Origin of the sequence: Pseudomonas sp. B14-6 (genome assembly GCF_013260315.1) — a bacterium.
Taxonomy (GTDB): Bacteria; Pseudomonadota; Gammaproteobacteria; order Pseudomonadales; family Pseudomonadaceae; genus Aquipseudomonas; species Aquipseudomonas mandelii.
Genome location: NZ_CP053929.1, coordinates 3,270,079 through 3,282,172, shown reverse-complemented (window position 1 = coordinate 3,282,172; position 12,094 = coordinate 3,270,079). Strand labels below are relative to the sequence as shown.

General features: G+C 59.2%; 10 protein-coding genes and 2 pseudogenes. 7 read left to right on the top strand and 5 right to left on the bottom strand.

Annotated features, from left to right (window positions below):
* Nucleotides 1-103 precede the first annotated feature (103 nt).
* A pseudogene (locus tag HP062_RS14955) lies at nucleotides 104-474 on the top strand (DUF6124 family protein).
* A gap of 201 nt (nucleotides 475-675) precedes the next feature.
* Nucleotides 676-933 carry a hypothetical protein gene (locus tag HP062_RS14950; RefSeq protein WP_083375782.1) on the top strand — a complete coding sequence of 86 codons (258 nt, stop codon included), beginning with the start codon at nucleotides 676-678 and terminating at the stop codon, nucleotides 931-933.
* Nucleotides 934-1,088: 155 nt separating this feature from the next.
* Here the strand turns inward: HP062_RS14950 and HP062_RS14945 are convergent, their stop codons facing one another.
* From HP062_RS14945 to norR, 5 genes and pseudogenes are all read right to left on the bottom strand, one after another.
* Nucleotides 1,089-1,838, bottom strand: coding sequence for a YkgJ family cysteine cluster protein (locus tag HP062_RS14945; RefSeq protein WP_172791625.1), 750 nt, complete (start codon nucleotides 1,836-1,838; stop codon nucleotides 1,089-1,091).
* Between the two features lie 83 nt (nucleotides 1,839-1,921).
* A pseudogene (locus tag HP062_RS14940) lies at nucleotides 1,922-2,247 on the bottom strand (hypothetical protein).
* A 177-nt stretch (nucleotides 2,248-2,424) separates the two neighbouring features.
* Entirely contained in the window at nucleotides 2,425-2,883 is a 459-nt protein-coding gene (locus tag HP062_RS14935) for a GNAT family N-acetyltransferase (RefSeq protein WP_042933005.1), read from the bottom strand.
* A 27-nt stretch (nucleotides 2,884-2,910) separates the two neighbouring features.
* Entirely contained in the window at nucleotides 2,911-3,813 is a 903-nt protein-coding gene (locus HP062_RS14930; protein ID WP_010458072.1) for a chemotaxis protein CheV, read from the bottom strand.
* Nucleotides 3,814-4,079: 266 nt separating this feature from the next.
* Nucleotides 4,080-5,630, bottom strand: coding sequence for a nitric oxide reductase transcriptional regulator NorR (gene norR / locus HP062_RS14925; RefSeq protein ID WP_083375783.1), 1,551 nt, complete (start codon nucleotides 5,628-5,630; stop codon nucleotides 4,080-4,082).
* Between the two features lie 157 nt (nucleotides 5,631-5,787).
* Here norR and hmpA point away from each other — a divergent pair, with 157 nt between their 5' ends.
* From hmpA to cyoB, 5 genes are all read left to right on the top strand, one after another.
* Nucleotides 5,788-6,969: an NO-inducible flavohemoprotein gene (hmpA, locus tag HP062_RS14920; RefSeq protein WP_010458067.1), complete on the top strand. Its 1,182-nt coding sequence runs from the start codon at nucleotides 5,788-5,790 to the stop codon at nucleotides 6,967-6,969.
* A gap of 249 nt (nucleotides 6,970-7,218) precedes the next feature.
* The gene (locus tag HP062_RS14915; protein ID WP_172791624.1) at nucleotides 7,219-7,761 is read left to right on the top strand and encodes an ester cyclase; all 543 of its coding nucleotides are present in this window, start codon (nucleotides 7,219-7,221) and stop codon (nucleotides 7,759-7,761) included.
* Between the two features lie 25 nt (nucleotides 7,762-7,786).
* Nucleotides 7,787-8,296: a disulfide bond formation protein B gene (locus tag HP062_RS14910; RefSeq protein ID WP_042932579.1), complete on the top strand. Its 510-nt coding sequence runs from the start codon at nucleotides 7,787-7,789 to the stop codon at nucleotides 8,294-8,296.
* An 816-nt stretch (nucleotides 8,297-9,112) separates the two neighbouring features.
* The gene (cyoA, locus tag HP062_RS14905; RefSeq protein ID WP_010458061.1) at nucleotides 9,113-10,057 is read left to right on the top strand and encodes a ubiquinol oxidase subunit II; all 945 of its coding nucleotides are present in this window, start codon (nucleotides 9,113-9,115) and stop codon (nucleotides 10,055-10,057) included.
* Between the two features lie 3 nt (nucleotides 10,058-10,060).
* Nucleotides 10,061-12,091, top strand: a complete 2,031-nt coding sequence (gene cyoB, locus HP062_RS14900) for a cytochrome o ubiquinol oxidase subunit I (protein ID WP_010458058.1) — start codon at nucleotides 10,061-10,063, stop codon at nucleotides 12,089-12,091.
* Nucleotides 12,092-12,094 lie beyond the last annotated feature (3 nt).

Genomic DNA, 12,094 nt, shown 5'->3' with positions numbered 1-12,094 from the left:
TGGCCGGGTTCCTTTTGCCGGTAATCTCACACCGCACATAGCTGCCACCTCTGCTCCGAGTGAGATCGGAAATTGATGGCTCCAACATCAAAAGGAAATTTGCATGGATAAGTTAATCCCCGATCCACCCATCAACACCACCACACCCCGCGACGAAACCACCCAGGCCGAATCGCTCATCAAAGACCACGAAGCCATGAAGCGCGCGCTCGATTACTACCTCGATCCCCCGAGCGCTACATCGAAAAACCGCGCCGGCCGAGCACGATGTTTGTGGTCGATCCTGATGTTGATTCTGAAAGTCTGTTGGCTCATGCCTGTGAGTCGTTGGCGTCGGCGAGTGTGATGAGCAGTGATTTTGCGACGAGTCTGGAGGGGCCGCAGCGGCATACGCTGATGGCGATTCAGCAGGTCATCATGCTGGCGGAGTTGGCGGTGAATCGGGTGTTGGATAGGGTTGAGGTTCCCCGGTAGATAGCGTTCGGTCTGGTTTACCGCGTGATCGTTCTTCGCGGGCAAGCCTCGCTCCCACAGGTGCGGGGGTTGCTCGCGATTGGCACAAAACCCGACGGACTCGCTTGCGGCGTGAAGCTTGCGGCTCTGGACACAGGTATACTGCCGCTCTTTCGCGGCTCGCTGACCGGGCCCGACTTTTTGCATCACCCCGGAGCTTTCATGACTTCCCCGACACAACCGCCGGTTGCCGACGCTTTGAGCGACGACCCGGCAGACCTGCCAGACAGCGTCGACTCCAGCGCAGACAGCGAAACCAAAGCCGCGATCCCGGCGTTCAAGTTCCCGTTCAAACCGGGTGATTTGGCCGCTGCGAAGAATGCCAGCCAGCCTTGGTACAAGAATGGCGCGAAGAATGGCCATACCAAGACGCCAGGGGCTGCGCCTCCAGGGACTCGTCGGTCGATGGGTAAGCGCTGAGTTTCAAACGCTGCGGTGCCTGATCAATCGCCTTCGCGAGCAGGCTCGCTCCCACAGTAGATCTCAACAGAACACAGATTTTGTGTACGACGCAGATCAATGGTGGGAGCGAGCCTGCTCGCGAAGGGGCCATAACAGGTTGAACAGCCCTGGAATCAAGCCACCCGCAACGAAATAAACGCATAGTTCACCGGCACTTCCGTCGCCACCATCGCCCCGGCCGCCTGCACTTGCCCGGCGATGTCTTCCCCTGACACATGAAACTGCCAATCACTGCCTGAGCCCGCCAGCGGCTGCGCGGCAACCTGGTCGATGACGGTGGCAAACGCCTTCATATCCGGCAGATAAGCCGTAAATCCATCCCCCTTCAACGCTGTCGTCCGAATCCCCAGCAGCCCGCAAATCGCATCCTTGGTCTGAATGTCATCGCGATCCGCCTGACGCGAACGCTGGATCAATCCCGCGAGCTCCTGATCCACCAACTTACCCCCGATGATCAAGTCCGGTCCCTGTTCCCACGATTCGGGCGGGCATTCTTTCACTGCGGTGTTCAGCGCAATGTGCGGATTGATTTCCATCGGGTAGATGCGGCACACCAGCGGGCGGCGTTCGTAGATTCGGCAGAGGTTGTCTTCGTCAAGATTCCGGCAGGGACCGACGTTGTACGCGGCGAAGGTGATCGCCACATAAGCCTCGGACGTGCCGCTTCGAACCACTGCTGAGCGACGTTCGGCGTGTTCGCGTTGCTGCACGGGAAGGCCCAGGCCGTTGCCGAGGAAACCTTCCACCAACACGATCACCTGACCGCCGTCGGCCGCCCACATGCGGGCTTCGGCCAGGGTCAGGGGCACGTGGTGGTCGTTGCAGCATTTGCCGCAACCTACGCAGGAAAATGTCGTATTCATTGAGCGGCCGGTCGCTTCCGAGGGCATGGAACGGCGCCAGAAAGACACCGCGAAGGCTCGGGTCGAAGCAAGTTATGCGCCAGTCACTGGGTTTTGGCGGTGGGGCGGATGGAGTCCCATTCGGTCACGTAGGCGGTTTTGCTCTTTTTGTTGTAGAGGCACAGTTCGGTGCCTTGCTGGCCTTTCATGTGTTTTTGCGGGTATTGGCCTTGCATCAGGAGCGCGGTGTAGTCGACCCGGTCGTCGAACTGCGCGGCGGTGCCGACGGGTTTGGCGTTTTTCAGGCCGCTGGCTTTGGTGCAGCTGGCGAGCACGGCTTTGTCGTAGGCGGCCCAGGCGTCGGGACTGGAGGCGTGGGCTTGGGGGCGAGGGCGGTAAGGCAGAGCAAGGTCAGGGTGGCGGTTTTCATGGGTCAGGCATCCTTGGGCATTGAGTTGGCCGAGGGGGAGTATGCCTGATGGTATTGGGTTGAATGTGTCGGCCCCATCGCGAGCAGGCTCGCTCCCACAGTAGATCTTCACCAGACACCGATGTTGTGTACGACAAAAAACATTGTGGGAGCGAGCCTGCTCGCGATGGCGGTGTATCAGACTGGGACCAATTCTCGGCGGACTACATACATCCCGGCGCTTTCATACAGCCGCTGCGCCCGAAGGTTGTCTTCCAGTACTTTCAAATCCACATAACCTTCCCGGCGGTCCTGAAACACCTGGAACGCGTGGAGCAGTAATGCGCGACCAAGCCCGCGTCGCTGTGCCCGTGGGTGCACCATCAACTTCTTGATGTAGGCGCTGGTCCAGCACTGCGCCACGCCGACGATCCCTTCGGCATCTTGAGCGATGAAGCAGAGCGTGGGGTCGTATTCAGGATCGGTTTCAAAACGTCGCTGCCAGATCGCCAATTCCGGCACACGACCACCGCCTTCCAGGTGACCCAGTTCCATCACGTGATGGACGGCTTGGGCGACTTCGGGACGGTACTCGATCAATTCAATGCCGACCGGCCACGTGATTGCGGGCACCGCCTCGGCAAGGTTGCGCCGCATCAGCACGCAAAAGCCTTCAGCCATGACTCAGTGACCTTGTTCGGCGACGGCCTTGGCCGCTTCGATCAGGCACCGGGTCAGTTCTGGTGAGGAGAACTTGGTCAGCACCGCGTTGGCCCCGGCCAGACGCGCTTTCTCACTGTTCATCGCGCTGTCCAGCGATGTGTGCAGCAGCACATAAAGGTGCGAGAAGTCCGGCGTCTCGCGCAGGGTGCGGGTGAAGGCGTAGCCGTCCATCTCCGACATTTCGATGTCCGAGACGATCAGGTTGATCTGCTGCGCCGTGCCTTGCAGGTCCAGCAGGCAGTCGATGGCTTCCTTGGCGCTGCGGGCGGTGTGGCATTGCAGGCCGAGGTTGCGCAAGGTGTGAACCGATTGCTGCAGCGCGACCTGGCTGTCGTCGACCACCAGGATCCGAGCGTTACCCAGCACTTCGGCGTCTTCCATGCTCAGTTCGGTCGGGGCCATTTCGATCTGCGCCGGGGCGATGCCGTGGATGACCTTTTCGATGTCCAGCACTTGCACCAGGGTGCCGTCGACCGAGGTCACGCCGGTGATGTATGAGCGCACACCGCCGGAGCCGAAGGGCGGCGGACGGATGTCTGTGGTCAGGCAGTGGACGATCTTGCTCACGGCCTGAACGTGCAGGCCCTGTTTGGAGCGGCTGACGTCGGTGACGATCAGGCAGCCACCATTCGGGTCTTCCAGTGGCCGCTCGCCGATGGCGCGGCTGAGGTCGATCACCGACAACGAGGCGCCGCGCAGGGTGGCAATGCCTTTGACGTGTGGGTGCGACTCCGGCAGCTTGGTCAGCGGCGGGCAGGGGATGATTTCGCTGACTTTCAGCAGGTTGATTGCCATCAGCTTGCCGCTGCGCAAGGTAAACAGCAGAAGCGAAAGTGAGTCTGCGCGGGCTTTGGTGGTGGACATAAAAACCTTCTGTGGAAAAAGGTGATGGGCGAGTAAAAAGTCGCCAAAAACTATTGATGCCGGGTTATCGACTTGTTGGGGGCAGGCTTTAGGCTAAATACCCATTCCCGGCCCAACGGCGAACCCTGTGGCGAGGGAGCTTGCTCCCGCTGGAGTGCGAAGCACTCCCGATCAGGTGATGTGTGTTATCAGACTATCCGCATTTTCAGGTTTTGCGGCTGCTTCGCAGCCGAGCGGGAGCAAGCTCCCTCGCCACAGTGGGGGGCTTATTTCATCCCTAGGCGCTTGGCCATCCGCCCGAGGTTCGCCCGATCCAGGCCCAACTCGCGCGCCGCGCTTGCCCAGTTGTCGTGATGCCGCTCCAGGCAAGCGCTGATCAATTGGCGCTGATAATTTTCGGTAGCCTCTCGCAAATCCCCCGACACCAATGCCATTGGGGCCGCCGCCGGTTGCTCGGCGACCACTTCGATGCTGCCATTGGGCAAATCCAGATCCGCCGCACTCAAACTCAGAATCTTCGGCCGTACCTTGCAGTTACCCAGCGCTTTCAAGGCACTGCGACCAATCAAATGCTCCAGCTCCCGGACATTCCCCGGCCAGTCGTATGCCAGCAATGCCACCTGCGCGTCGCTGTTCAGGCGCAGGCTGTTAAGGCCCATCCGCGAGCGGTTCTGTTCCAGGAAATAACCGCTGAGCAGCAACACATCGCGCCCGCGATCGCGCAGGGCCGGTACCAGCAGCGGGTATACGCTCAAGCGGTGATAGAAGTCGGCACGGTAGCGGCCGCTGCGCACTTCTTCGGCCAGGTCGCGGTTGGTCGCTGCGATCAGGCGCACGTCCACCTGATGTTCTTTATCCGACCCCAGGCGCTGCAATTGACCGCTTTGCAGCACCCGCAACAACTTGGCCTGCACGGTCAGCGACAGTTCGCCGACTTCATCGAGAAACAGTGTGCCGCCATTGGCCAGTTCGAACTTGCCGCGCCGATCGCTGGTGGCGCCGGTGAAGGCGCCGCGCACATGGCCGAACAATTCGCTCTCCACCAGGGTGTCCGGCAGGGCGGCGCAGTTGAGGCTGATGATCGGTTTGTCCGCCCTTGGCGAAGCGGCGTGAATCGCCTGCGCGACCAATTCCTTGCCGACCCCGGTTTCGCCGGTGATCAGCACGGTCAGGTCGCTGCCGCCCACCAGGCTGATCTCTTCCACCAGGCGTTTATGCGTCTTGCTCTGGCCGATCATCTCGCGGTTTTGCTGGCCGCTGGCCTGGCGGTAGACCTCGGCGCGCTGATGCTCGTCTTCGGCTCGATTGGCCAGGCGTTCGATGCGTTCGGCGGCGTTGACGGTGGCCGCCGCGAGGCTGGCGAAGGCTTGCAGGGCGTCCAGTTCGATGGGTTCAAATTTTTCCGGGTCGAGGGCGTCGAGGGTCAGCAAGCCCCAGGGACGCTCGTCGATGAACAACGGGCAGCCCATGCAGTCGTGAACTTCCAGATGCTCGTCGAGGCCGTCGACCAGACCGTCGTAAGGGTCCGGCAAGTCGCTGTCGGCGGCGAACCGCGTCGGGCCGTGGCTGCTGAGCAACGCTTCGAAACGCGGGTGCTCGCTGACTTTGAAACGGCGGCCCAGGGTGTCGGTGCTCAACCCATCGACGGCCAGCGGCACCAGCCATTCGCCATCAAGGCGCAGCAGGGCGGCGGCATCGCAGGGGAGCAGGGCGCGCATGGCTTCGAGCAGGCGTCGATAACGCTCGCCTTCGGGCAGTTCGCGGGACAGGTCGGAGACCAGCGGTAGCAGGGCGGTAAGCAAGGATTTTGCAGTCATAGTGACTCCGTGTAGTCGGGATGACTATAAGCCAGCGTGTGTCGATATGACTACTGTGTTTATAAGTTATTGTTTTTAAAGGGTTAAATAGTTGGCATGGAAAGTGATAACCCTAGGGTCATCAGTTAGCAATCCAAAGTAGCCCAGGAGTCACTTTATGCTTAGCGTTCAAGACCGTGCCATCGTCAAATCCACCGTGCCGTTGCTGGAAAGCGGTGGCGAAGCGCTGATCACTCACTTCTACCGCATGATGCTCTCGGAATACCCCGAAGTCCGCCCGTTGTTCAACCAGGCTCACCAGGCCAGCGGTGATCAGCCGCGCGCCCTGGCCAACGGTGTTCTGATGTACGCGCGCCACATCGACCAGCTCGATCAGTTGGGCGACCTCGTCGCCAAGATCATCAACAAGCACGTGGCCCTGCAAATCCTGCCGGAGCACTACCCGATTGTCGGCACTTGCCTGCTGCGTGCGATCTCCGAAGTGCTGGGCGAAGAAATTGCCACCCCTGAGGTGATGAGTGCCTGGGGCGCGGCCTACGGTCAGTTGGCCGACATCCTGATCGGCGCCGAAACCAGCATCTACGATCAAAAGGAACAGGCACCCGGTGGCTGGCGCGGGGCGCGGGAATTCATCGTGGCGGCCAAGGTCGAGGAAAGCGCGGAAATCACCTCGTTCTACTTCGAACCTGCCGACAAAGGCGCGATTTTGGCAGCGGAACCGGGCCAGTACATCGGCATGAAACTGATCCTCGATGGCGAAGAGATCCGTCGTAACTACTCGCTGTCGGCGTTGGCCAACAAGGGCCAGTACCGCATCAGCGTCAAGCGTGAAACCGGTGGCCGCGCCTCCAACCACTTGCACGATCAGTTGCACGTTGGTTCGAGCATCCAGCTGTTCCCGCCATCGGGCGAGTTCACCCTGACCGCCAGTGACAAACCGCTGGTGCTGATCAGCGGTGGTGTCGGCATCACCCCAACGCTGGCGATGCTGGAAGCGGCGCTGGCCACCGAACGGCCGGTTCACTTTATCCACTGTGCGCGTAACGGCAGCGTTCATGCATTCCGTGACTGGATCGATGGCTTGGCCGAGCGTCACCCGCAACTCAAACGCTTCTATTGCTACGCCGAAGATGATGGCGTGAGCCCGGCGGCAGACACGGTCGGGCTGTTGAGCCGCGAGCAACTGGGCGAGTGGCTGCCGGAGCAGCGCGATCTGGATGCTTACTTCCTGGGGCCGAAAGGGTTCATGGCGGCAATCAAGCGTCACCTCAAGGCGTTGGGTGTGCCGGAGAAGCAGAGCCGTTACGAGTTCTTTGGGCCGGCTTCGGCATTGGAGTAACTGTTTGCGGCGACTCGGGAGACCGAGTCGCCTGCTTCGCGGGCAAGCCCCGCTCCTACAGGTTTTGTGCCGTTGCGCAATCGCGCGAACAACACAAAATCTGTAGGAGCGGGGCTTGCCCGCGATAGACGCGCCGCGGTCCCGATTCGTAAAAATCCCTTAAAAGTTAATCCGTTCTTAACCGGTTTATCGTTTATTCCCCGATGCTGATGATAGGCGCTCGTTCGTTTACATGATCAGGATCGCCCCATGACTCACTTCACCTTCTCCCGTCTCGTTCTATCGGCTGCGTTACTGGCCAGCCCTTTCGCGTTCGCCGAATCCGCCTTGCTCCAGCCGCAGACCTTGATCGTTGATCAGAGCCTGCCCAAGGCGCAGCGTGATGCGATGGAATTGGCAGCTCGTCGTTACGGTAGTTTCTGGAACAGCGGGGAGGAGGCGTTGGCCAAGGCGGCCTTGTCGGAGCAGTTCATCGACATGACCCCGCCTGAAGGCCGGGTCCAGGGGCCGACCGGGCCGCTGCTGGCGTCGAAGTTTTTCCGCACGGCGGTGCCGGACCTGAGCTGCGAGATCGAGCAAATGATCATTGCTGGCGACCGGGTGGTAGTGCATTTGCACTTTCGCGGTCACTTCACTGGTCCGTTCAAGGCTCTCAAAGGTCAGGGTCAGCGTGTAGACTTCCGGGCAACCGATATCTATCAGATCAAAAACGGTCGCATCGCGGCCAATTGGCATATCGAAGACAACATCAGCCTGATGCAGCAGCTGCAAGCGCAGCCGCCGGCGAGCTGATCCACGAGCATAAAAGGGAAACGCGATGAGCGAGGAAACAATGCGGTTGGGACGTGAACGGCGCTACCTGGTGTTGCTGGGCATCATCTGCCTGGCGCTGATCGGTGGCGCGCTGTACATGCAAGTTGTGCTGGGCGAGGCGCCGTGCCCGCTGTGCATCCTGCAACGTTACGCGCTGTTGCTGATTGCGCTGTTTGCCTTCATTGGCGCGGCGATGCGCACCCGCCGCAGCATCACGGTGTTTGAAACCCTGGTGGTGATTTTCGCACTGGCCGGCGTCGCGGTGGCCGGGCATCACGTCTACACCCAGTTCTACCCGGCGGTCAGCTGTGGCATCGATGTGCTGCAACCGATTGTCGATGGCCTGCCGCTGGCGAAGATTTTCCCGCTGGGCTTTCAGGTCGATGGTTTCTGCTCCACGCCATACCCGCCGATCCTCGGTTTGTCGCTGGCGCAGTGGGCGCTGGTGGCGTTCGTGCTGATCGTGGTGCTGGTGCCGCTGCTCACTTCGCGTAACCGCAAAGCGCTGCGCTGAGGTCATCCGCCACTCGTGCGGATAACGTGAAAAAACGCCCCGGTCCTCATCAAGAGGGCCGGGGCGTTTTGCATTTCAGGGGACAAATAAAAAGTCCGTGATGTGCGACAAGAAAGGGTGCGACACGTGTGCGACATGTTGTCACAGCGTGACTGTCGCAAGGCATTTCAACGGGCAGAATCGGTGTATGGCCTGGCAACAAAATTGGCCTGCTCAGGCGTCTGCCGATTTATTGGCCATCGCACGCAAACAGACAGTTTTAACAGCGGCTGGCAAATCGCCAGAGCCCTTGTCTTGTAGGGGCTAGCGCATCGTCGAAGTGTCTGCGTCAGCCCCGATAGCTGTCTGAACTGCGCCCTGTAGACCTACAAATTTTGGTGTTTTTGTTGAGAATTAATTTCGATAAGATGCCGCACTTTTGCAAAATCCGTTAATGATTGTTGCTGGAATGGATAAAAATTATTTCGGGATGAGACATGGTTTATGAGTCGCTACGTATCTACAATCGCCCGCACTGAATTCCGGCACTGCTCACCTTGAGCAGGAAAACAGGGCGTCGAGGGGCTTGAACGCTTCGTGCGACTCCCAGGTGTCGGAGCCTTCCAACTATCCGCACCAAATGGAATTGGTCTGTAACAAGGCCTTTGACCACGAATTCGAATAAGAACTTACCGCTAGCCCAGGATTTGTCGAACAGCGTCTGACGCGCGACGGGCAGCCCTTATTCAATCCAAGAAAAATGCCAACCCTTGGCAGGGTGAAGTGTTGGCGATCAAAACCCAACTGCATTGCGCAAGCTGCTTTAGAGGTCGTGAGATGAGTAAAAACAGGTACCCCAGACTACTAGGCTTATTGCCGCTGCTCGGCACGTTGTTGCTGTCAGGCTGCAACATGACCTTGCTCAATCCCACGGGCCAGGTCGGCCTGGAACAGCGAAACCTGATCATCACCGCCACGCTGCTGATGCTGTTGGTCGTGGTGCCGGTTATCGTCATGACCTTCCTGTTCGCCTGGAAGTACCGTGCCTCTAACAAGGACGCCATTTACACCCCGAAATGGTCTCACTCGACCAAAATCGAAGTGGCCGTCTGGACCATCCCGGTCCTGATCATCGTTGCCCTGGGTTACATCACCTACATTTCGACCCACGAATTGGACCCGTACCGTCCGATTCAATCCGACGTCAAGCCTGTGACCATCGAAGTGGTCGCGCTGGACTGGAAGTGGCTGTTCATCTACCCGGAACAAGGCATTGCCACGGTCAACAAGATCGTGTTCCCGGCGCACACGCCAATCAACTTCAAGATCACCTCCGACGCCGTGATGAACTCGTTCTTCATCCCGGGCCTGGGCGGCCAGATCTACGCGATGGCGGGCATGCAGACCAAGCTGCACTTGATCGCTGACCGTAACGCTGAAATGGACGGTATCTCCGCCAACTACAGCGGCGCGGGTTTCACCGGTATGAAATTCAAAGCGATCGCAACTTCCCAGGAAGATTTCGACGCCTGGGTAAGTGAAGTCAAAAAGTCACCCAAGCAGCTTGAACAAGTTGAGTACGCAGCCCTTGCCAAGCAGAGCCAGAACAACCCAGTCGAGCTCTACTCCTCGGTGACGCCGAACCTGTTCCAGACCATCGTCGACAAGTACGAAGGCATGAAACCGGGTCCTAAGGTGAAGCACGAGAAGAAAGAGAAAGAAGTGGCCGCTACGCAAGGAATGGACATGAACTCGCATTCAGCTGCCGGGGCAGAGGAGTAAACGATGTTTGGTAAATTAAGTTGGGAAGCGGTCCCGTTCCACGAACCGATCGTGATGATAACCATCGCCATGATCGCGCTCGGTGGTCTGGCACTGTTCGCTGCAATCACCTACTTCAAGAAGTGGACCTACTTGTGGACCGAGTGGCTGACGTCGGTCGACCACAAGAAAATCGGCGTGATGTACATCATCGTCGCCATGGTCATGCTGCTGCGCGGTTTTGCCGACGCCATCATGATGCGTACCCAGCTGGCCATGGCCACCGAGGGTTCGCCTGGCTACCTGCCGCCTGAACACTATGACCAGATCTTCACCGCCCACGGTGTGATCATGATCATCTTCATGGCGATGCCATTCTTCACCGGCCTGATGAACCTTGCAGTGCCGCTGCAGATCGGCGCGCGTGACGTTGCCTTCCCGTTCCTGAACTCCCTGAGCTTCTGGCTGCTGGTGTCCGGCGTGGTGCTGATCAACCTGTCCCTGGGCGTCGGCGAATTCGCCAAGACCGGTTGGGTTGCCTATCCGCCGCTGTCGGGCCTGCAATACAGTCCGGGCGTGGGGATGGATTACTACATCTGGGCGCTACAGCTATCGGGTCTGGGGACAACGCTGACGGGGGTCAACTTCCTGGCCACCGTGCTGAAAATGCGTACCCCTGGCATGAAACTGATGGACATGCCGATCTTCACCTGGACCTGCACCTGGGCCAACGTCCTGATCGTGGCTTCGTTCCCGATCCTGACCGCTACCCTGGCACTGCTGACGCTTGACCGTTACATGGATTTCCACATTTTCACCAATGAACTTGGTGGCAATCCAATGATGTACGTCAACCTGTTCTGGGCGTGGGGTCACCCTGAGGTGTACATCCTGATCCTGCCGGCATTCGGCATTTTCTCGGAAGTCATCTCGGCCTTCACCGGCAAGAAACTGTTTGGCCACCACTCGATGATCTACGCTTCCGGCGCGATCTCGGTACTGGGCTTCATGGTTTGGCTGCACCACTTCTTCACCATGGGTTCGGGTGCCAACGTCAACGCCTTCTTCGGCCTGGCGACGATGCTGATTTCGATCCCGACGGGGGTGAAGCTATTCAACTGGCTGTTCACCATTTACCAGGGCCGTCTGCGCTTCACCAGCCAGGTTCTGTGGACCCTGGGCTTCATGGTGACCTTCGCCATCGGCGGCATGACCGGCGTATTGCTGGCCATCCCGGGTGCTGACTTCGTACTGCACAACAGCCTGTTCGTGATCGCGCACTTCCATAACGTGATCATCGGCGGCGCGGTATTCGGCTACATCGCCGGTTTCGCCTTCTACTTCCCGAAAGCGTTCGGCTTCAAGCTGCACGAAGGCTGGGGCAAGGCAGCGTTCTGGTTCTGGATCAGCGGCTTCTTCGTCGCGTTCATGCCGCTCTATGCACTGGGCTTCATGGGCATGACCCGTCGTCTGAACGCCACCACCAACCCTGAGTGGGTGCCGTACCTGTATGTCGCCATGTTCGGTGCGGTGATGATCGCTGTCGGCATCGCCTGCCAACTGATCCAGCTGTACGTCAGTGTGCGTGACCGCAACAAGCCAGAGAACATGTGCGAACACGGTGATCCGTGGAATGCCCACACGCTGGAATGGTCGACCTCGTCGCCACCACCGTTCTACAACTTTGCCGTGCTGCCGAAAGCCGACTGCATCGACCCGTTCACCGAAGCCAAGGAAAACGGTACTGCGTACCGCGCTCCGGCCAAGTACGAGCCGATCCACATGCCGAACAACACCGCCACTGGCGTGGTGATGGGCGCGCTGTTGACCGTGTTCGGTTTCGCGATGATCTGGCACATCTGGTGGCTGGCAATCGCGAGCCTGGCTGGCACTGTCATCTACTTCGTGATCCACGCTGCACGTGACGATCAAGGCTACATGGTGCCGGTCGATGTGATCGAACGCATCGAAGCCGAGCAGCACAAGCGTCTGGTCGCGGCAGGGAAAATCCCGGCCACCGCCACCCGTGTTGAAACCTCGTTGGAACAGGCTTAAACC